This window comes from Komagataeibacter saccharivorans (genome assembly GCF_003207825.1).
Lineage (GTDB): Bacteria > Pseudomonadota > Alphaproteobacteria > Acetobacterales > Acetobacteraceae > Komagataeibacter > Komagataeibacter saccharivorans.
Genome location: NZ_NKTY01000014.1, coordinates 53626 through 75413, shown reverse-complemented (window position 1 = coordinate 75413; position 21788 = coordinate 53626). Strand labels below are relative to the sequence as shown.

The window sequence follows — 21788 nt, the reverse complement described above, 5'->3', positions numbered from 1 at the left end:
TCTGGCCGCAGGCGTCTTTTACACACGCGACCCGTGTTTTACGAAGCCGCTGTCGCCGCCCTTGGCTGGCGGGCGCGCAGATAGGCGTCAAGCCGGGCTGCGTCCTCGTCCGTTACATGCAGACCCAGCCGGGACCGTCGCCACAGGATGTCCTGCGTCGTCTGCGCCCATTCACTGGCAATCAGATATTCCACCTCACGCGCGCTCAGCCCCGCGCCGAACTGTTCGCCCATATCCGCCAGACTGCGCGCATCGCCCACGATGTCATGGGCGCGGGAACCGTAATTGCGGACCAGCCGCCAGCATGACCTCGCATCAAGGAACGGTGCGCGCGCCGACAGGCGGGCAACGGCGGCGTCGAACCCGCCTTCTCCCAGATCGCCGCCGGGCAGCACACGGTCCGCCGTCCAGCCGGGTGCGGACAGCACCGGCAGGAAGGGCTGGAGCTTTTCGATCGCATGTTCCGCCAGACGACGGTACGTGGTGATCTTGCCACCAAAAATGGACAGCATCGGCGCCTGATCGCCCTGCGTATCCACATCCAGCACGTAATCGCGCGTCACTGCCGAAGCGTTCTTTGCCGCATCATCATAAAGCGGGCGCACGCCAGCATAGCTCCATACCACATCATCCGGCGAGACGGATCTGGTGAAATACCGGCTGACGCTTTCGCACAGATAGGTGATTTCCTCGGGCGAGATTTCCACATGGCTGGGGGCCTGCGTCCACGGCACGTCGGTCGTGCCGATAAGGGTGAATTCCTGCTCGTACGGAATGGCGAAAACGATCCGCTTGTCCGGGTTCTGCAATATGTAGGCCTGCGGCCCGTCAAACAGGCGTGGCACCACGATATGGCTGCCCTTGACCAGACGCACCTGCTTGGTCGAACTGACCTGCGCGCGCTCACGCAGCACTTCGCTGACCCACGGTCCACCGGCATTGACCAGCGCCCTGGCCCGCAGGGTCGCGCGGCTGCCATCGCGCGTGTCCTCGATTTCGGCTTCCCACACGCCGTCCACGCGACGGGCCTTCACCAGCCGGGTACGTGTGCGGATGTCAGCACCACGCGCCTGCGCGTCCATGGCGTTGAGGACAACAAGACGGCTGTCCTGCACCCATCCATCGGAATAGGCAAAACCGCGCGCAAGCGTGCCGTTAAGCGGCCTGCCCGCCGAATTGGTGCGGAAATCAAGCGACTTGCATCTGGGCAGCGTCATGTTGGGGGCAAGGTGATCGTAAAGGAACAGGCCCAGGCGCAGCATCCATGCCGGACGGGCCTGCGGCGTGTAGGGCAGGACGAAACGCATCGGCCAGATGATGTGCGGTGCGATGCGCAGCAGCTTTTCACGTTCGATCAACGCTTCGCGCACAAGGCGGAATTCATAATATTCCAGATAACGCAGGCCGCCATGGATCAGCTTGGTGCTGGCGGACGAGGTATGGCTGGCCAGATCATCCTGTTCCACCAGAACCACGGATGCGCCACGGCCCGCGGCGTCACGCGCGATGCCGGTGCCATTGATCCCCCCGCCCACGACCAGCAGGTCGACCGGGCCACCCTGCGCCGGGGGGGAGCGGAATGTTTCGTCCATGGACGCCATGTAGATGTTCCTCCTGATGCCGATGTTCGTAAACGAACATTATGGGCATTTCAATAGGGGAACCGCACATTGATCAGGACTGTCACAGGAAATAAATTTTACATTAATATTACAGAAACACGCCATAAATTCGCCATAGAACAGAAATTACAGGACCGGATGATTTTTGTGCATGTGCGAAAACGCACAGAAACGCCAATCATCACACCCGGACAACGTGCTGACCGGGGACGGGTTGCCTGACCTCTCTATTTTGTCAGATCGTTTTTATTAGCAGAAAACCGGTGAAAACGTAGAATAGAGGCCGTTCGGGACCATTCTTTCTATTCCCTGAGCGCCCATGTTCGTTTAAGAACATACACTGGCTCAACACCGGCACAGGCCGGATGGCTGTTCCCATCAAACGATAAAAATAATCAGAGTGGGTTGAAATGCTGAAGAACCGACAATTTCTTGGCGAACTGATATCCGAATGCATTGCCGTCATCATCATCGTGATGGTCGGCGACAGCGTGGCCGCCATGTATACGCTATATGACCCCAGCCCGTACAAATTCTCCTACTGGGGCGTCTGTATCGTGTGGGGACTGGGCGTCACCATCGCCATTTACATAACCGGCAGCGTATCGGGCACGCATGCCAATCCCGCCGTGTCCATCGCCCTTGCCCTTTACCGGGACTTTCCGTGGCGCAAGGTGCCCGCCTACTGCGCGGCGCAGGTGCTGGGCGGTTTCATCGGGGCGGCACTTGTCTACGCATTGTACCAGCCGGTCATCGACCATTATAACCAGATCCAGGGCGTGGCGCGTGCCGATGGCGGGGCGGCAGGGGTATTCTTTACCCATGCCGGTGATTTCATCACCCCGCTGCATGCCTTCATGGATGAAACGATCCTGACCGGGCTGCTTCTGTTCGGCATCTTCGCGATTACATGCGAATACAATACCGTCGCCCCGCAGGCCAATTCCAGCGCACTGATCATCGGGCTGCTTGTCGCCAGCATCGGTGCGTGTTCGGGCTATCTGGAAGCGTGGGCAATCAATCCCGCGCGCGATTTCGGCCCGCGCCTGTTCTGCTACCTTATGGGCTGGGGCAGTTCGGCCCTGCCCGCGCCGGGCAGTTTCTGGTGGGTGCCAATTGCGGGGCCTGTATGTGGCGGCGTGTTGGGGGCCGGGGGTTACCAGTTCCTGATCCGGCCATTCATCCCGCGCCAGACAACCCTGCCGACACCACCCACACCGTAAACTGGTCACGGGCAATGCCGGACCGGGGGCAGTTTCCCTCCGGTCCTGCTGGTCGCCAGTTCCGCGCGGTCCGGGATCGGGCGGCGCGTCTAACGCTGGACTACGGTGCGAATGGCGAAATTGCTCTGTATCCGGGCCACGCCCGGCATGCGCGACAGTTCTTCCTTGTGGATGCGTTCGTAATCGGCGGCATCGCGGGCTTCCACGCGCACCAGATAGTCCGCATCGCCGGTCATCAGGTAACATTCACGCACATCGGGACATTCACGTACGCGGGCCTCGAAGCGACGCAGGCATTCCTCCGTCTGCCGTTCAAGCGTGATCTGCACGATCACCGTGGTCATGCCATGGACCGAGCGTTCATCCACCAGCGCGCGATAGCCGCGGATGACCCCTTCTTTTTCCAGCATGCGCACACGCCGCAGACACGCCGATGGCGACAGCCCCACCCGCTGCGCCAGATCCGCGTTACTCATCCTTCCGTCATGACGCAGGTTACGCAGGATGGCCTCGGTCAGGCGATCGAATGGCATGGTGAATTTTCCACTTATTTTCGCATATAATTGCGTGGTGTTTCTTACAATGGCATGAAATTGCGTCAAACGACAGGACATTCTGTTGTCACATGCATACGATCAAACCTGCCCCACACCGTTACCGGAGTATCTTCCGCATGCCTGACCTGCCTTCCCCCACGCCCACGGCTGGCTGGTCCGCACCCGGCGCGGGTGCGATACTGGAAATCAGTCTGGGCGCGATCGCAGCAAATTTCAGCCTGCTCAATGCCCGTACGGGAACCGCCACCTGCGCCGCCGTGGTCAAGGCCGATGCATACGGACTTGGCGCGGACCGGGTAGCACCCGTACTGGAACAGGCCGGGGCGAAGGTCTTTTTTGTCGCGCATCTGGAAGAAGGCATCCGGCTGCGCGCCCATGTCTCCCCCACCTGCCGGATATTCGTCCTGCACGGCCCCATGCCGGGGACGGAAGGAGAATTCACCGCCCATGACCTGCTGCCCGTGCTGAACAGTCTGGAACAGATGGCAAGCTGGCGCGCTCACGCAGTTGCAGTTGGAACACCCCTGCCCGCCGCCATTCAGGTGGATACCGGCATGTCGCGCTTTGGCCTGTCGGAAGCGGACGTGGCACTTGTATCGGGCAATCCCGCACTGCTGGATGGTATTGATACGCGGCTGGTCATGAGTCACCTCGCCTGTGCCGATACGCCCGCCAACCCGGCCAATACGATGCAGCGCGACAGGCTGCGCGCCATGGCGGCCCGGCTGCCGGATGCCGATCTGGCCCTTTCGGCCTCATCGGGGATTTTCCTTGGGCCGGATTATCATTTTGACCTCGTGCGTCCCGGTGCCGCGCTGTATGGACTGGCCCCCAATGCGGACGTGCCCAACCCGCTGTACCCGACCGTGCGCCTGTGCGCCCGTATCGTGCAGGTCCGCACCATCGCGGCCGGGGACGCCGTGGGCTATGGCCTGACATGGCGGGCCAACGGGCCACGGCGGATTGCAACACTGGGCATTGGCTATGCCGACGGTTTCCTGCGCCACGGCGCGGATGGCGGTGGCTGCGCCTGGCTGGGCGATTACCGGCTGCCCATCCTTGGCCGCATTTCCATGGATTCCACCACGGTAGACGTAAGCGACGTGCCCGAAACCATGCTTGATGCCGCAACCCATGTGGACATGATCGGCCCCCGCCGCAGCGTGGATGATGTGGCGCACTCCGCCGGCACCATCGGCTACGAAGTGCTGACAGCACTCGGTTCCCGTTTCCATCGCGCTTACCTGACACAGGCCGCGTGATGTGTTTTCCCACGCCAGAAAAGGCATCTGAGTAATGAAAATCATCGTTCTGGGTAGCGGTGTCGTCGGTGTGACATCGGCTTGGTATCTTGCGCAGGCCGGCCACGAGGTCACGATAGTCGACCGCCAGCCCGAAGCCGGACTTGAAACCAGCTTCGCCAATGCGGGGCAGGTCTCGCCGGGATATTCCTCCCCATGGGCTGGGCCGGGCGTGCCGTTCAAGGCCATGAAGTGGCTGATGATGAAATACCGGCCTTTCGTTTTCTGGCCGATGCCTGATCCGCATCTGTGGAAATGGCTGGTCCAGATGCTGGAAAACTGCACCACCCCGGCCTATGATCGCAACAAGGGCCGCATGGTCCGTATTGCGGAATATAGCCGCGACATGATGCGCGACCTGCGCGCCAGCACGGGCATTGCGTATGATGACCGGCAGTTGGGCACGCTTCAGCTTTTCCGCACCCAGAAGCAGATGGATGCCATCGCGGGCGATATCCGCGTGCTGGAACAGTACAACGTCCCTTACGAGATCCTGACGCGCGAAGGTTGCGTCCGGGCCGAGCCGGGTCTGGCTTCCACCGCGCATAAATTCATTGGCGGCCTGCGCCTGCCCGGCGATGAAACGGGCGACGCCTTCCTGTTCACCCAACGTCTGGCCGCCATGGCGGCTGAAGCTGGCGTCACCTTCCATTATGATACCGCCATCCGCACCATGACGGAGGAAGGCGGCCGCATCACCGGTATCGAGACCAGCCGGGGCCGGATGGTGGCTGATTCCTATGTCGTGTCTCTGGGCAGCTATTCACCCGCGCTGGTGCGCCGTCTGGGACTGGACCTGCCGATCTATCCGGTCAAGGGCTATTCCATCACCGCCGACATCGTGAACGAGAGGCAGGCCCCGGTTTCCACCATCATGGACGAAACCTTCAAGATCGGCATCACCCGCCTTGGCGACCGTATCCGCGTGGGGGGCACGGCGGAACTGGCGGGCTTCAGCACCAGCCTGCGCGCACCCCGGCGCGAAACGCTGGAACATTCCGTAACGGACCTGTTCCCCGGCGGCGGCAACATTGGCGGTGCGAAATTCTGGACCGGCCTGCGTCCCATGACACCGGACGGCACGCCCATCATTGGCCGCACGCGCTATGATAACCTGTTCCTCAATACCGGTCACGGCACGCTGGGCTGGACCATGGCCTGCGGTTCGGGCCGCGTGCTGGCCGACATCATGTCCGGTCGCATGCCCGAAATCCCGCATGAGGATCTGGGAATCGTGCGCTACGGTCAGTAAGGCCAGACCACGGCCCCTTCCCCTGCCGCGCTGGCGGCGGCGGGGGTAAAGCCTTCGGGCAGTCCTTCCCCGCGCTGGCGCACGACACGATAGACCGTCCCGCGTAGCCAGCGGTGGACCGGGTCGCTGTCCCGGCGCGGATGCCATGCCTGAAACGAGTGCACGACGGGCAGGTCGAAGGGAAATTCGAACTCCGCCAGATGCATGGACCGGATGGGCAGGTAATCGATGGCGATACCCGGCAGGGGCAGGATCATATCCGTCATGCGCAGGGTTTCGACCATGGCGTAATAAGTGGGCACCACCATCACCACACGCCGCCGCAGGCCGAACTGCTCGCGCAGTACCGCATCAATCGGTCCGTGCAGCCGCCCCCGCCGCGATACGCTTATATGTTCGTAGCGTGCAATGGATTGCGGTGTGATCCCTTCGGACAGGATGGGATGGTCCGCACGCACCAGGGCGCGGAAACTGGTGGGAAACAGGCTCTGTCGCCGGATTTCGGGCCGCATGTCATCCGATGCGCCCAGATAGAGGTCAACGCGGCCTTCGCGCAGGTCATCGCTGGGTTCATCATCGGTCTCGGGCGCGAAAGTCAGGGTGCAGCCCGGGCAGTCCTGCCTAAGGGCGGCAAGAACAGCCGCGGCGAACGCACCCACGATCAGATCATTGGCCCGCAGCGTGAAATGGGGCGACAGACCGGCAAGGTCGGGCGTTTCCTGTTCTTCAAGCAGCGAGTCCGCCCCGTCGACCAAGGCACGCACCCGGTCACGTATGCCCAGCGCGAAGGTTGTGGCCACCATCCGCCGTCCCGATGCCACAAGGATCGGATCGCCAAAAATCACGCGCAGTTTGGCGAGGCTGCGGCTCATGGCGGCCTCACTCATCTTCAGCCTGCGTGCCGCGTGGGAGACGCCTTCTTCTTCAATCAGGACCTGAAGGCTGCGCAACAGATCGAGATCGTAGCGTTTTCTCATGCGGCGCGCCTTCTGTGTTTTGCGGACCAGACCGGAACGGCCTGACTATTCATAAAGAACCGGATTTCACCAATCCGCAAAATGAAGGTATCGACCCGCCCGATCAACGGATAATTCCCGCTGCCCGGTATCGTGATCCGGGCGGGAGGGACTGCACCGTGGAATACGGCCCCTTCCCTCCCGCCCTGTTGCGCCATTCATGACACGGTCAGGCGCGATTTACTCCACCCCGGCTTCGATCGCGGCGATGCACGCCGTGGCGGTCCGGCCAATCCCGTCCAGACAGGCCAGCACTTCCAGCAGCCTGCCGTTACCGGGGTCGGCACGTTCCATCCGGGCGATGCGCATGCGCGCCGCCCGCACCACGGCAATACCGCGCGGGCTTACGGGCCGGTAACGGACAAGGGCGCGCAGCAGCACGGTTATCACATCCGATGCGCCGTCGCGCTGCTGCCGCTTGAGCTGGCGCAGCAGCAGGATATTCAGCCCCACGGCAGAAAACATCAGCATAAGGCGTATGCCACCCCCTGCCGTCCTGTCATGTTCCTGCGCCGCATGCCGCACCATGCGCCCGATCCGGTCCAGACTGGTACCGATCCACCATTGCGGCGAAGGAGAAAGCGGCACAAGGCACAGTCGCCGCAGTTCCCCACGGATATGCGCACCGAAACGCAACCGCTCGTCGCGGGCACGAAATGGCAGGACCAGCCGGAACACCAGAACGCTCAGCCCGACCGCCAGTACCGTATGCAGCGCACTATTGAGGAAGGCGACCTCATCCACCCGGCTCTGGTTACCGGGCATGAGCAGGTTGGGCATGAGCAGCCCGTAGGCGGCGGCAGCCCCCGCCGTGCCCCGGTTGCACTTCGCCAGTCCGCCTACAAACAGGAAAATGCCCAGCACAAAGGCAAATTCCTCATAGTCACTCAGGTACGGCAGTATCCCCAGATCAAGGCAGCCCGCCGCCACGGCGGACCACACAGCACCCGACAGGAAACGGGTCGTGCCGACCACCGGGTTTTCACGCGTGGCGAACAGGCCGCAGACCAGCGTGGTAATGGCAATGAACCCCATGCCGCCGGGCCATGCGGTCAGTTCGTATACCAGTGCCGCCAGCATGATGGCCGCAGCCCCGCGCAGGCCATTATAGAAAGCCAGCCGCACGTCCCGATGCCCCGCCAGACGGAAGCGGAAACGGTCATGGGCCGGCGGGCTGAAAATGGCGTGACAGTGGTCAAGCGCAATCCCCAGATCCGCCATGCTGGCCCCCAGAACCCCATGGGTGATGCGGGCCATTTCCTGCGTGCCATCCGTCGCACGCCGGTCGAACAGGCCATGCAGGTGGGATACCTGTTCACGCAGTTCGTCCAGCATTCCACCCTTCAGCCGACAGGTTGAAAGCCGGTCGCACAGATGCAGGAGTTGCCCGCGCGTATCGGCAAAGGCATCATCCCCCGCCAGTACCGCGCGTTCCGCCCCGCCTGACAGGCCGACAAGGCGGGTGACCAGAATTGATACTTCCGCCAGCACCGCGCGCGCATGGTCGCCCGCATGCAGGTGACGGCCCATTTCAATGGCGGGAAATTCAAGCCCCTGATGGACCGAAACCAGCATGTCCGAAAACTCACCGGCATGGAGCAGCGTGTCGCGCTCATGCAGCACGATTTCACGCAGCAGCCCGCCCAGGCGGTGCAGCACGTCTTCCACCCGCGCAACCATGATGCCGCGGGCACGGGTGGCGAGGTTGAGCGTGAACAGCATGCCCATCACCGCCTCGCACACCACGCCCAGCACGATATAGGTCGCGCGCGAAATCCCGATGAAAAACACGTTATCGGGCTGGGATGCCGCCGCCACCGCGATGATGGAACACGTATAACCCGACAGCACGAATGCGTAGGAGCGGAAATTCAGGCTGAACGTGGCCAGAAAACTGCACAGCCCGATCCAGATCGCCACCGCCGGGAAAAACAGCCATGCCTGCTGCGGAAAGGCGGCGATGAACACCACGGCGGCCACAGCCCCCACCAGCGTACCGACAATGCGCCACCGCGCCTTGGACATGCTTTCCCCACGGCCAAGCTGGGCCACGGACCATACGGTCGCAACCGACCATTGCGGGCTGTCCAGTTCCATCCACAATGCGATGGCCAGCGCGACAAGCGATGCAATCGTATTGCGCAGCGCAAAAGCCACTGCCTGCGGTGCAGGGCAGAACAGCCAGTGCAACGCGCGCAGGTTAAGGGGCCAGTACACGCGCGCCATCGCCGCACCGCCGATGCGCGAAATATGCATATATTCCTGCCCGTCTTGCATGGGCGGGCATGTTACCGTTCCTGCCGGGCGGGAATATCCCGCCCTTCAGGCCAGTCGCCGCCCGGTTAGCGGGATACTTCGCCCACCGCCTTTTCATAGGGGCGGTACTGCGCGGTCCATACGGCTGCTTTCAGTGCGGCTTCCGTTGCGTCGTCCGATGCGGGCGGGGCGACGCCTTCGGCCTGCCCCTGCCGGATGACGGCGCGTGCCACGGCCATGGCGACGGTACGCAGTTCGGAAACCGGGGGCAGCAGCGGGATCGTGGTCGGATCATCGCTGTCCGCAGCAGGCGACAGGCCAGCCAGCGCATGGGCCGCCGCCAGCAGCATGCCATCGGTCATGCGCGTGATGCCACCTGCCACCACCGCCAGCCCCACGCCGGGAAACACGTATGAATTGTTGATCTGGTCCACCGGACGGCTGCGCCCGTCATAGCTGACCGGCGCGAACGGACCGCCCGTGCCGATAATGGCGCGGCCTTCGGTCCATTCCAGCAGGTCGCCGGGCATGGCTTCGATATTGGCCGTGGGGTTGGAAAGCGCGAAAATGACGGGCCGTGCGGATTGCTGCGCCATCGGGGCCACAATATCGCGGGTAAAGGCGCCACCTTGCCCAGAAGTGCCGATCAGCATGGTGGGACGGACATTCTCCATCACCTCCGCCAGGGTGATATGGGCGGGATCGGCGACCGTCCAGCCCGATGCAATGTCAGCAGGCTGGGCAAAAGGCTGCTGGCCTTCGGTCACGTCCGCCATGCCTTCGCGCACAAGGCCGTTGATATCGACCATGAAGAAGCGCCGGTTCGCTTCATCCGCCGCCATGCCCTCGGCCACCATCATCTGCACCAGCAGGTCGGCAATACCACAGCCTGCGCCGCCCGCGCCGAAAACAACAATCCGCTGCTGCGCGAGCGGCGCGCCCCCGGCCCGGATTGCCGCCAGCAATGCGCCCGCAGTTACGGCGGCAGTGCCCTGAATATCGTCGTTATAGGTACACATCCGGTCACGGTAACGGCGCAGGATGCGCAGCGCGTCGGCGCCCGACAGGTCTTCCCAATGCAGGGCGACATTGGGCCAGCGTGCGTGAACGGCGGCAACGAATTCAGCTATGAACGCATCGTAATCGGCCCCGCGCACACGTCTGTGCCGCCAGCCGATATATTCCGGGTCTTCCAGCAGGGTCGTGTTATCGGTGCCGACATCAAGCAGGATGGGCAGCGCGCAGGCCGGGTCCAGCCCGCCACATGCGGTGTAAAGCGACAGCTTGCCAATGGGAATGCCCATACCGTTGGCGCCCTGATCGCCAATGCCAAGGATGCTGCCGCCGTCGCTTGCAACGATCACGCGCACATTGTCCCATTGCGGCGCGGACAGGATTTCCGCGATCCGGCCCCGATCCTCGAAACTGAGGAACAGGCCGCGCGGGCGGGTCCAGATATGGCTGAAGCGGATACAGGCCTGACCGATGGCGGGCGTGTAAATGACGGGCAGCCATGCTTCCAGCGCCTGATCTACAATGGCGTAGAAAAGCGTTTCATTGCGATCCTGGATTTCGCGCAGCGCAACATGTCGCGAAAAGTTGTCCGGCAGGGCGGCAAGCCGCGCACGGGCCAGATCGACCTGTTCCGCCAGTGTCGCGACACGCGCGGGCAGAAGGCCATGCAGCCCGAACAGGTCACGTTCGCGCCCGTCGAAGGCATTCCCCTTGTTCAGAACAGGGCAGTCCAGAAGTTCCCTGCCCGACAGCGCCGTATGGAGGGAAACGTTACCTGTGGACTGTACTGTATCCGACATAAGAACCCGATATTGCGATAATAGTTGAAGGAAGCGCAGGATACGGATCTGCACATCTTCGTGTAGAGCACGTGGCTGCACGCCAACCGTGCGTCAGACGCAATCATGGAACGCCTTATGCCCGATGAGATCAGTGACCTGAAGTTTTTTTGCATCCTTGCCGCCGCCGGAAGCATCGCGGGATGCGCGCGCGCCATGGGCATGTCGCCCGCCGCGATGAGCCGACGCCTCAGCGCGATGGAATTCCGTCTGGGCACCCGTCTGGTCACACGCACATCGCGCCATTTCGCGCTGACGGCGGAAGGGCACCGCCTGCATGAACATGCCGTACGCATCATCGGCGAAATCGAGGAGGTGGAGGCCGAACTGACGGCCCGCGCCGGCATCCCGCACGGACTTCTGCGCGTGGGCGTGCCATCGGAAATCGGGCGCAAGATGCTGGCGGGCATCGTGGCCGCCTTCGTGGGGCAGTACCCGGATGTGACCGTTCACCTGACCCTGTCGGATGCAGGGCTGGATGTGATTGATGACGGGCTGGACATCGCCATCCGCCCCGGCATGCCATCGGATCAGGAGGTCATGACCACCAGCCTCATCAACAGCCGCCGCGTGGTCTGCGCATCACCCGATTACATCGCGCGCAAGGGCCTGCCCGCCACGCCGCATGACCTGCTCAAGCATGACTGCATCTGCCTGATCCGCCGCCAGCGCATATTCAGTGAATGGGTATATTCCGACGCCAAGGCCCGCAAGGAAATCCATGTGACCCCCCGCCTTGCCACATCCAGCAGCGAGGTGGTGCATGACTGGGCGGTCAATGGCCGGGGCATCGCGCTGAAGGTGTTGTGGGATATTGCCGATGACCTGAAATGCGGACGGCTGATCGAATGCCTGAGCAATTACGCGTGGGAGGACGTGACCCTGTATGCGGTCTATCCATCCCGCGCGCATCTGCCCTCACGCACGCGCTTTTTTCTGGACTTCGTGCGGCGCGAACTGCGCCAGAGCTATTTTGGCACCTGAACGCCCGTAATTCAGCCCATCACATCCAGCCCGCGCACAACATCGGCGGCCCGCGCCATGAGGGTGGGCATGTCCAGACCGGGAATGTGGCCATCCACCACCACATGCCGCCCGGCGGTAAAGACATGGCGCACATCCGCAGCCCCTGATGCCACCGGGGCAATCAGCGGATCATGCAGCCCCGCATGGCGGGGCCGGTCCAGCCCATGCACCACCAGATCGGCCGCCATGCCTTCGCGCACGGTACCGGTTCCATCCAGCCCCAGCACCTGCGCCCCGCCTGCCGTGGCCCAGTGGATCACATCCTCGCACGTCACGGCCGCAGGGCCATGGACCGCGCGATGGACCATCCACGCCGCGTGCATTTCAGCACCCATGTCACAGGCCTCGTTGGAAGCAGCGCCATCGACCGCAAGCGATACGCGCCCACCGGCGCGCATCATCGCAGGGGCCGGGGCGATGCCCGAACCCAGACGGCAGTTGCTTTGCGGACAGTGCGCCATGCCGGTGCCGGTCCGGGCCAGCAGGGCGATTTCCGCCTCGTCCATATGGACCAGATGCGCATACCACACATCGGGGCCGGTCCAGCCATGTTCGGCCACGAACTGCACGGGGCTCATACCGTATCGTTCCCGGCAGAAGGTGACGTAATTGGTGGTTTCCGACAGGTGGGAATGCATGCCGATCCCCATGTCACGCGCCGCCTGCGACGATACCCGCAGCTCATCCGGCGTCATGCCCCATGTGGGGGTGTTAGGGGCCAGCGCGACACGCCGCATGGCATCGGGTGCAGGATCGTTATACCGGGCGGCAAGATCCGATACACGCCGCAGCATCGTGTCCAGATCCTCGTTCGGGCTGGGGATGATGTCGTCCGTATCGAGCTTGCGGCTCTGGGTGGTACCGCCACGCGCCAGCACGAAACGCAGGCCCATCCGGGTGGCAGTATCAAACAGGACGTGGGCTGGGTCATAACGGTAGGTATCGGCAAACAGGTAGTGGTGATCCGCCACCGTGGTACAGCCTGACAGCAGCAGTTCCGCCATGCCGACTGTTGCCGCCGTAGCCAGCGCGGTTTCGTCGATACGGCTCCAGTAAGTTGACGGTACAAGCCGGAGCCATGTTTCCAGCGGGGCATCAATGGCCGAGGGAATCCCCTTGAGCATGGTCTGGAACAGATGGTGATGCGTGCAGACCAGCCCCGGCGTAATCACGCCGCCACGGGCATCCACCGTAATTTCATCTGGCTGGGGTGCAATCGCGCCGATTGCGGCGATAAGTCCGTCGCGTATATGCACATCGCCCGTACGGCGGGCCAGCGCGCCACGCTGTCCCGTCAGAATGCCCGATGCGTTGCGGATGACGATATTGGTCTGGTTCATTATTGGCTGGGTCCTGATCCATTACGCCAAAGGCAGTATCCTGCTTTCACGCACGCGGCGTGTAATTGGCCCTGATCCGCTCATCCAGATAGGCCTGTGCGGTAATGGGTTCGTATTTCTTTTCCGGCCCCTGAATAATTGCATCCCGGTTTGCCTGACAGAAGAAAGGCAGCGACAGGCGCGGGCCGAGATATTCGTCCCGCCGTGGCATGCGCACGCGGTGCAGGGTGGATTTGAGGCGGTCGTCACTCCAGCGCATCAGCATGTCACCGATATTGCATGTCACCGCGCCGCGCACGGGGGGCACGTCGGTCCATGCCGGATTATCCGCATCCTTGCCGGGACAGACCTGCAGGCCGCCCTGCCCCGGTCGCTGGTGCAGCAGGGTCAGGCAGTCGAAATCGGAATGCGCACCCGCACGCCAGAATTCGAAATCCGCGTCCGTGGCGTTTTCCATGCTCATGTAATGGATCAGCCGCAGCGTACTCTGGTAATGCGCGGAAGCGGGATCATGGTTATGGGTAAAGAAATCCGCATCGAACCCCAGTCTGACCGCAAAACAGGACAGGATTTTCATGCCCAGTTCCCAGTTCTGGCGCTCGAACCGGCACATACGTTCCTGAAATCCCGGCAGGATGGCTTCATCCGGCCAGATATTGTCCATGCCCGACATGGTGATCTGGTAGGATTCCTTGTTATCCGGCGTGCCGGTGGACGGGCGGACCTGCGCACGGTATTCCCACCCGGCATTGGAGCCGACCTTGCGCAGGTAGTGTTCCTTCTGCGCCATCGGCAGGTCGAAAAAATTCCATGCGGCGCTGAAGGCTGCATCCACATCCGCTTCGGCAATGCCGTGGTTCAGTACCTGAAAGAAGCCAACCTGCGTCGCCGCATCCCACAGCGCATCGGTAATCTCGACCTTGCGGTTTTCGTAATCCGACATGTCGATCTGGGGAATGGCGCGATCGACGCAGGTTCCCTGCCCACCGATCGTGGCTTCACGGTTGAGTTCTTCCAGCCCGTAGGCGGATGGCGTGGATATATCGGGGCGAGACATGCTTGTTCTCCGGTCAGAAGATTTTCCGAATGGCATGGCGGACAGGACACGGCAGCCTGAACACGGACGGGTTCAGGGTCTGGAAACAGAAGTCTGTTTTTCAGGGAATGTCGTGCATGTCAGCGGTCCACCAATCAGAAACAGATTTGTGTGGAGCAATGCCCAGGATCAGGTCCAGACCGCTTCTACTCGCCCACCAAGAACATCATGGATGGGCGTGGATGGTCAAGCCAAAAACGTAATGAACACCATCGGCGGAATACGGTTACGGCAGCCAGACCGTGCAGCATGTGCCCTGCCCCGGCGTGCTGGAGATGTCCAGCCTGCCGCCGTGACGGTCCACGATATGGCGAACGATGGCCAGACCCAACCCCGTGCCCTGATCGTTGCCGTTGCGCGTGCCCGATGGCGGCACGCGGTAGAAGCGTTCGGTCAGGCGGGGCAGGTGCTGGGGTTCGATCCCCGGCCCGTTATCGCGCACATACAGGTCAAGCCCGCCCCCTTCGTGCCAGCGCGCGCCGATTTCGATGCGCGCCACGGCGGGCGGAAGCGGGCGGCCATAGCGACAGGCATTTTCACACAGGTTGAGCAGCACCTGCACGATCTGGTCCGCATCCCCGCGCACCGTGCCATCCGGCGCGGGCTGGATGACGATATCGGCCCGGTCCGCCGCCGACCTGCCCTGCAGTTCATCATTCAGGCGGCCAAACAGTTCCGGCACGGAAATCTGTCCCTGCGGGCGCTGGTGTTCGAGCATCTGCACGCGCGAAAGATATAGCAGCCTGTCAATCAGGCGCTGCATGCGCGCGGCCTGCCGCGCCATGATGGGAAGGAACTTCTGTCGTGCCGCGGTATCATTCGCCGCGGGCCCCTGCAGGGTTTCGATAAAGCCGAGCAAGGCCGCCAGCGGGGTGCGCAGTTCATGGCTGGCATGGGCGACGAAATCGCTGCGCGCGCGATCCAGCGCTTCCCGCGCGGTGGCGTCCAGCAGCGCGACGCTACAGGCGGGCTGTCCCTGCCACTGCCCCGCCTTGATGAAGGCTTCCACAATGCGGCGTACGGGTACGTCCGTCTCGATCCGCACCCGGCTGATAGTGCCGGGCTGAAGTTCACTTATGGCGCGTTGCAGCACGGGGTGGCGGATCATGGTGCCCAGCCCTTCCGCAAACTCGGCCTGTGCGGTCGCCCCGGCATGAAGCAGCCGCCCGCTGCGTGCGAGAACCAGCAGGGCCACGGGCAGGTCATCTACCGCCAGCGTGTCCGTTTCCGTGCCGGATGCAGGATCGGCCTGCAAGCGGGCAGCATAATAGGGCAGCCGCCCCGCCGCGTGGTACCGGCGCATGACGCCATAGGTTCCCAGCGCACCCATCACCAACCCAGCAACCAACCCGACCAGCGTCGTCACATCATACTCCCCATCACGGGCATGCCCCATGGCACGCATGGGCGATACCATGAAGCCGTGGCGACGCAAAGCCCGGCATTACTGAAATAAAGTTATTATTTGTGCAGTGCAAAATTAATATAATTATGAATTATTTGACGTTTCAATAATTTTAAATTAAATGACAATAACCATAAAATAAAAACAATGGTGGTTAAATCATGATCCTTTCCCCGTATCGCGCCGTAGCGCCTGTCGCTGTCCCTGCCGCCGCCGTCCGTCAGCTTCCGGGCTGAACGGTCGTCCGCTTTCCGGCCCTGCAGCCGCGTCTTCATGCTCCGGTCGGTCATGACCGGGCCACGAGAAAATCGACAGATATGAAAAGACAGATACGGTGCGCCCGCACGGGGCGCGCACGCCATCCGTTTCCCTACGCATGCAGATGGCTGCTTGCCATGGGCACGGTGACCACCGCCCTGCCCGCAGCGACAGCCCATGCGCAGGTATCCAATGCTATTGTGCCCTCGCTTGTCTCAAGCAGCGCGGTTTCGGCCATGCCATCGAACGGCATGACACAGGAAGCCCAGATCAGCGCCCGGCTTGATGCCCAGAGCCTCGGCCCCACGCCGCAGGCCATCCGCAGGCCGCCCAATACCCCGATTCCGCCCAGCGGGGTACCCAACTATCCATCCGCCGGTCTTGCCACCATGAGCGTGGCGCCCGTCAGCAGCCCCGGTGATAACAAATCGTTCCACAAGATCGAACTCGACGCCCTGCTGCGCCATGAAGGACCGTCCGCCATGCTGCCCGCATGGCTCGATGCCCAGCACGATCAGGATCTTGAGGACCCGTACTACGTTCCCACCGCCGGTAGCGGGCACCTGGTGCCCCAGCTTGCCCCGCTGCGCAAAACCCTGCTCAACCACGGCGTCAGCTTTGCCTTTACCTATAAGGGCGAAGCCATGGGCGTGATCAATGGCGGTGTCGAACGTGGCATGAGCTACGTGCATGAACTGACATTGCAGGTGAACTTCGACCTTGAAAAAATGGCGGGCATAAAGGGCTGGTCCGTCCATACACTGGTGATGGAGCGCGCGGGCCATGCGGTCAGCCATGACCGGGTGGGCGAATATTACGTCAACCTGCAGGAAGTCTATGGTCTGTCGGGCAACGTGGTGGCGCATCTGGTGGATTTCTATGCCGAAAAGAAGCTGCTGAACAACCATCTGGACGTATCGTTCGGGCGCATGGCGCTGACGCATGTATTCGCCACATCCCCGCTGCTGTGTTCGTTCATGGTGACATGCTCGGCCCCCGTGGCGCTAAAGCTGGACCCCGGATTCAGCGTCTACCCCAAGGCGACATGGGGCAGCCGCATCCGCCTGCGGCCCACGCGCGACACCGCCATCCAGCTTGGCGCGTATTCGGTCAGCGCGCTGTCTGACAATCCCAGTGGCTGGGCATGGGGTAGCGAGAATGCAACCGGACTCATGCTGCCGGTCGAATTCACGTGGCAGCCGTATCTGACCCGCAACCGCATGCCCGGCCATTACGTGCTGGGCTACGCGCACGACACCACCCGTTACCCCGACCAGATCGGGGTCGGCCTGCCTGCTGCCCTGACACAGGCAGCAGGACACCAGCGTTCGGCCCCGATGGACATGTTCTGGTTTGAAGGGGACCAGATGATCTACCGCCGTGGCGGGCGTAACCAGATGGCTGGCGGCTACCTGATGGCAGGCTACATCCATAATACGCCGCATGTGACCTCGATTTCGGATGAAGCCTATGGCGGCCTGTCCTTCGCCGGACTGATCCCTTCCCGCCTGACGGACCGGCTGGGCATCATGTATTCGTGGTACCATGTCAGCGGTCGCAAGGAGGCAGGGCAGATCCTGCGTTATGAAGCCGGGTATTCGCTGGGAACCGCCGTACGCGCGCCACAGACGGATTCCCATATAATAGAAGCCTATTACGCGATCGACGCGGCCCCCGGCATACTGGTGCAGCCGGAATTTGAATACATGATCCGCCCCGGGGAGACGAACCGCATACCCAATGCCGCGCTGGTGGGGCTGAAGCTGATCGCCAACCTGTAATCCTGCCCGGTCTGTGGGGCGGGCGAAATCCAGTCCGCCCCCGACTGATCGGCCCGCATCAAGCTTCTGGCGGGTGGAACACAGCACGCGCACCATAATTTCTTACCGTGCCACAGGCCCCCGTTTCCCGCCAATGTGGCAGATTTTGCGATGCCGTAACGGAAATAATTTGGCAATTCCTGAATATTTTACGTGCTATCTGCGTCCAATCCCTATAACAAGGATCGCACGGCTGGACTTTTCAGCTACGGACAAGATTTCAAAGCAGCTCGCTACGCGGCCGTCTGGCATCCCCGATAAAACGAAAAGTCTTGATCCCGCGCATGTTCGTGTGGGGTGCCGGTTACTTAAGGAGGCCAGATATGGCCGCAGGAACAGTTAAATGGTTCAACGCCCAGAAGGGCTTTGGATTTATCCAGCCGGAAGACGGGAGCGCCGATGCTTTCGTTCACATCTCTGCCGTTGAGCAGGCTGGCCAGCAGACCCTGTCCGAAGGACAGGCCGTGACGTATGATCTCGAAAGAGGCCGTAACGGCAAGTCTTCTGCAGTCAATCTGAAGATTGGCTGATAATTTCGGCAGGAACTTCGGTTCCTGCCGTTTTTATATCTACTACCCCCCCCCATTCCTACCTGCGACCGATAACTGGCATATCTGACCGGCATGATCCGGTTTCCTGCCCTTATCATGGTCCGTCCGCCAGCTTCACAGCATGGACAGGACATCCCCACTAGCTGAAATGGTAGCGGCCCTGTTGGGTACGTACTGACTTTTTCCATTGCCAGCGCGCCATGTCCGATACCGGCCAGACCAAGGCCACGGCAGCCAACATTCCGCCAGACAGACCCGAATCCTTATCCGCAGACCGGCTCCCGACGGGACCGGGCACATTTCTGCGATACGAATCACACGTCCTCGGCGCGGGCCCATTCAGATCATCAATCCCCCTTCATCCGGTTCCGCCGCTTTCGCTATGGCGATCCCTTGAATACGGGATGCCGGGACTGCCGGATTGCGCCCTGCGGAGCCTGATGGGCGTTGCGGCGTATCGATCCTACCCGATCGTAAAAATGTCGCGCATGTTCATGCTGCTGGCCACATTCCATACACGCGCCGTCAGGGCGGTGGGCAGGGATGGTGTGAGACGGACCAGCCCGACCTCCGGCGCGGTGCATGGACCAAGCGGGCGCACCTGCAACCGGGCATGGCCGGTATGGGTCGGCAGGGCCGCAACCGGCAGGATGCTGGCCAGGCGCCCGGCCAGCAGTTCGCCGTACAGCACTTCAAGCGAATTCGTTTCCAGCACGACATCGGGCGTGACCCCCGCACACCGGAAGGCCGCGTCCACGATCTGGCGCGAACGCATTTCCGGCCCCAGCAGGCATAGCGGCAGGTCGGCCAGCGTATTCCAGTCCCGCCGTCCCGCTGGCAGGATCAGCGGTTCCACCGCAACCAGAACGTGCTGTTCGGTGTAAAGAGGCAATGTTTCAAAAGGTCCATCCGGCGGAATCTGGTCAAGATAGACCAGCCCCAGATCAAGCTGCTGCTCGCGCAGGCCATGAATGGTGTCCGTACTGGAACCCATACGCACCTGCAGGTGCAGTCCGGGCACTGCGGTACGGAAACTTTCCAGCAGCAGCGGGATGCCCTGTATGGCAGGCGGCATCAGTCCGATGGCCAGATTGCCGCCCGCTACTTCCTGCGCGAAGGCGGCTTCCTGCCGCAATCCGTCAAGGGCCGCAAGCGTCTGTCGCGCCCAGTCCAGAACGCGCCTGCCTTCATCCGTCAGGCCATTGAAACGACGGGTGCGCCGGATGATGGTGATGCCCAGTTCCGTTTCCAGTTGCCGCAGCGCCGCTGACAGGGCGGGCTGCGAAACACCACAGCTTTCCGCCGCGCGGGAAAAATGCCGATAACGGTCGAGCGCCATGAGATATGTCAACTGCCGCAGAAACACGCCACACCTGTCCTGATATGAATATCCCCTTTTCATATCGGACAAGCGACCCCATCACCAGACCGCCCCCGGCATGGCTGAGAGGGTTATCCGGCAGGCCGCAGGCGTGATGTGATGAGGGCGACACGCTGGCCCGCCAGCCGCCCCGTTTCCAGATCGCCAGTACGCGGTGCTTCCTCGGTCGAGGCATCGGAGGGGGAGATGGCCATGATCCCTACCGACCCACCTGACCAGTTCACGTCCCCTGGTCCGTTGGCCTTGGTGTTGGCGGGCAGCAGGCCCGTACCTACCCATATCTGGCCATGCTGCTGCGACAGGGTCCAGAAATAGATAAGGGTAATGGCCTTGTCACCATTGACCGTGGCGGAATTGGTGAAGCCCGCCGCGATCTTGTCCTTCCACCCTTCGGCCAGCCAGATGCGCGCGGTGGATTCCGCAAATTTCTTGAACTGCCATGCAGGCCCGCCCATGTAGGTCGGGCTGCCGTAAATGATGGCGTCGGCCGCCGCCAACTGGTCCAGCCCGCCTTCGGGCAGGTTGCCATCGGGATCTATGCGCAGGGATACGGCTTCGGTGCCGGGTATTTCCGCCACGCCAAGCGCCACGGCATCGGCCAGTCTGGCCGTATGCCCATAGCCACTGAAATAGACGATCGCGATACGGGACATGGGATCACTTTCACGTAGAAGTTGCACCTGCGGCCCCTGTGGGAACGTTACATCATCGTCCCGGTTCGCCCCGCGCGGTAAAAGCCGCCATTTCCCGTCTTGCGCGCCCTGTCCTGTTCTTGATCGGCTGCGTTCATGCTAGCATCGGGCCTGCATGAAATGGCGATACCATATCCCCCCGCTTGCTGCCCTCAATGCGTTCGTGGCCTATGCACGGACCGGGGGCATCCGCCGTGCCGCCGTGGCGCTGGGGGTGGATCATGCCGTGGTCAGCCGCCACCTGCGCGATCTGGAAACCGCACTGGGCGTCGGACTGCGCAACCGGACCGAAGGCGGCCTCAGCCCACAGGGACATGAATACTATGCCCGCATCGCCCCGCTGCTGGATGGTCTGGCCCGCGCGACAGCTGACATGCGCGGACAGATGCCCCAGCTTACGCTGACCTGTTCCCACGGCATTGCCTATCACTGGCTGCTGCCGCGCCTGCCTGCGTTCCGACAACTCCATCCCGGTGTGGACGTGCTGCTGCGGCCTGTCGATTCAGACTGCCGGTTCGATCCCGAACGGATCGACACGGTCCTGCATGCCGATATCCGCTACATCAATGACCAACACCCGCTGCGCGATCCACCGCGCATACAGGCCCTTGAACTGGCGCGGCCACTGGTGTTCCCGGTCGCCAGCCCCGAATGCCTGCGCCGTCTGGCCCGTCCCCCACGCACCGCCGCCGATCTGCTGCATGCCCCCCTGCTGATCGAGGACAATGATACGGAATGGCGCGTGTGGTTTGCAGCGCAATCGGTCAATGTGGCGCAGGTCAGCGGCCACAGCCGATTGTGGCAGGCCCATCTGGCACTGGCCGCCGCCCGCGCGGGGGAAGGCATCGCCCTTGCCAATACCTATCTGCTGGAAGACGACCTGAAGGCCGGGCGGCTTGTCCGGGTTACGACAACGGATGTGCCGCTGCGCGACGTGACACTGGGCAGTTACGTCCTGCGCAGCACGGATCAGGCGTGGCAGGCGCGTGCCTTCGCGCTGCTGCGCACATGGCTTGAGGCGCAGTTCCATACCGGTTCCGAAACGTTGGTGACGAAAGATCACCATGCCCCACCAAAAAAGCGCCTCCCCATCATGCCGTGAACCCGTTACGCCGGGATGACAGGCTGAAAATCCGGCC

The 21788-nt window shown here is 62.2% G+C and carries 18 protein-coding genes; 7 read left to right on the top strand and 11 right to left on the bottom strand.

The window, feature by feature from the left end:
* Positions 1–38: 38 nt before the first annotated feature.
* The gene (gene glpD / locus CFR79_RS09590; protein WP_110547762.1) at positions 39–1601 is read right to left on the bottom strand and encodes a glycerol-3-phosphate dehydrogenase; all 1563 of its coding nucleotides are present in this window, start codon (positions 1599–1601) and stop codon (positions 39–41) included.
* A 431-nt stretch (positions 1602–2032) separates the two neighbouring features.
* On the opposite strand from glpD, the gene CFR79_RS09585 reads away from it, so the two are divergent.
* Complete coding sequence (locus CFR79_RS09585; RefSeq protein ID WP_102323953.1) at positions 2033–2845, top strand: MIP/aquaporin family protein; 813 nt, start codon at positions 2033–2035, stop codon at positions 2843–2845.
* Between the two features lie 89 nt (positions 2846–2934).
* Here the strand turns inward: CFR79_RS09585 and CFR79_RS09580 are convergent, their stop codons facing one another.
* Positions 2935–3378 carry an Lrp/AsnC family transcriptional regulator gene (locus tag CFR79_RS09580; protein WP_102323954.1) on the bottom strand — a complete coding sequence of 148 codons (444 nt, stop codon included), beginning with the start codon at positions 3376–3378 and terminating at the stop codon, positions 2935–2937.
* Between the two features lie 140 nt (positions 3379–3518).
* Between CFR79_RS09580 and alr the strand changes: the two genes are divergently transcribed.
* Positions 3519–4664 (top strand): alanine racemase, encoded by a 1146-nt coding sequence (alr, locus tag CFR79_RS09575; protein WP_110547775.1) that lies wholly within the window; start codon positions 3519–3521, stop codon positions 4662–4664.
* Between the two features lie 34 nt (positions 4665–4698).
* On the top strand, positions 4699–5955 hold the full coding sequence (locus tag CFR79_RS09570) for a D-amino acid dehydrogenase (RefSeq protein ID WP_110547761.1): 1257 nt from the start codon (positions 4699–4701) through the stop codon (positions 5953–5955).
* Here the strand turns inward: CFR79_RS09570 and CFR79_RS09565 are convergent.
* From CFR79_RS09565 to CFR79_RS09550, 3 genes are all read right to left on the bottom strand, one after another.
* Complete coding sequence (locus CFR79_RS09565; protein ID WP_110547760.1) at positions 5949–6932, bottom strand: LysR family transcriptional regulator; 984 nt, start codon at positions 6930–6932, stop codon at positions 5949–5951. The genes CFR79_RS09570 and CFR79_RS09565 overlap by 7 nt on opposite strands.
* Positions 6933–7151: 219 nt before the next feature.
* Positions 7152–9227, bottom strand: coding sequence for an FUSC family protein (locus CFR79_RS09555; protein WP_258373512.1), 2076 nt, complete (start codon positions 9225–9227; stop codon positions 7152–7154).
* Between the two features lie 86 nt (positions 9228–9313).
* Positions 9314–11041, bottom strand: coding sequence for an NAD-dependent malic enzyme (locus CFR79_RS09550; protein ID WP_110547759.1), 1728 nt, complete (start codon positions 11039–11041; stop codon positions 9314–9316).
* Between the two features lie 117 nt (positions 11042–11158).
* Between CFR79_RS09550 and CFR79_RS09545 the strand changes: the two genes are divergently transcribed.
* Positions 11159–12064 (top strand): LysR family transcriptional regulator, encoded by a 906-nt coding sequence (locus tag CFR79_RS09545; RefSeq protein WP_102323960.1) that lies wholly within the window; start codon positions 11159–11161, stop codon positions 12062–12064.
* An 11-nt stretch (positions 12065–12075) separates the two neighbouring features.
* On the opposite strand, the gene CFR79_RS09540 is transcribed toward CFR79_RS09545, so the two are convergent.
* The 4 genes from CFR79_RS09540 to CFR79_RS09525 form a co-directional block, all read right to left on the bottom strand.
* A complete protein-coding gene (locus CFR79_RS09540) occupies positions 12076–13446 on the bottom strand; it encodes an amidohydrolase family protein (RefSeq protein ID WP_110547758.1) in 1371 nt (456 codons plus the stop codon).
* Positions 13447–13492: 46 nt separating this feature from the next.
* On the bottom strand, positions 13493–14503 hold the full coding sequence (locus tag CFR79_RS09535) for an isopenicillin N synthase family dioxygenase (RefSeq protein WP_110547757.1): 1011 nt from the start codon (positions 14501–14503) through the stop codon (positions 13493–13495).
* Between the two features lie 265 nt (positions 14504–14768).
* Entirely contained in the window at positions 14769–15947 is a 1179-nt protein-coding gene (locus CFR79_RS09530; RefSeq protein WP_258373511.1) for a sensor histidine kinase, read from the bottom strand.
* 56 nt (positions 15948–16003) lie between these two features.
* Entirely contained in the window at positions 16004–16222 is a 219-nt protein-coding gene (locus tag CFR79_RS09525; RefSeq protein WP_110547755.1) for a hypothetical protein, read from the bottom strand.
* A gap of 42 nt (positions 16223–16264) precedes the next feature.
* Between CFR79_RS09525 and CFR79_RS09520 the strand changes: the two genes are divergently transcribed.
* A complete protein-coding gene (locus CFR79_RS09520) occupies positions 16265–17986 on the top strand; it encodes a carbohydrate porin (RefSeq protein ID WP_102323965.1) in 1722 nt (573 codons plus the stop codon).
* A gap of 362 nt (positions 17987–18348) precedes the next feature.
* Entirely contained in the window at positions 18349–18555 is a 207-nt protein-coding gene (locus CFR79_RS09515) for a cold-shock protein (protein ID WP_102323966.1), read from the top strand.
* 484 nt (positions 18556–19039) lie between these two features.
* Here CFR79_RS09515 and CFR79_RS09510 read toward each other — a convergent pair whose 3' ends face one another.
* Positions 19040–19942, bottom strand: a complete 903-nt coding sequence (locus tag CFR79_RS09510) for a LysR family transcriptional regulator (RefSeq protein WP_162900497.1) — start codon at positions 19940–19942, stop codon at positions 19040–19042.
* A gap of 86 nt (positions 19943–20028) precedes the next feature.
* Positions 20029–20610, bottom strand: a complete 582-nt coding sequence (locus CFR79_RS09505; protein WP_110547754.1) for a flavodoxin family protein — start codon at positions 20608–20610, stop codon at positions 20029–20031.
* 154 nt (positions 20611–20764) lie between these two features.
* Here CFR79_RS09505 and CFR79_RS09500 point away from each other — a divergent pair, with 154 nt between their 5' ends.
* On the top strand, positions 20765–21751 hold the full coding sequence (locus tag CFR79_RS09500; protein ID WP_110547753.1) for a LysR substrate-binding domain-containing protein: 987 nt from the start codon (positions 20765–20767) through the stop codon (positions 21749–21751).
* Positions 21752–21788 lie beyond the last annotated feature (37 nt).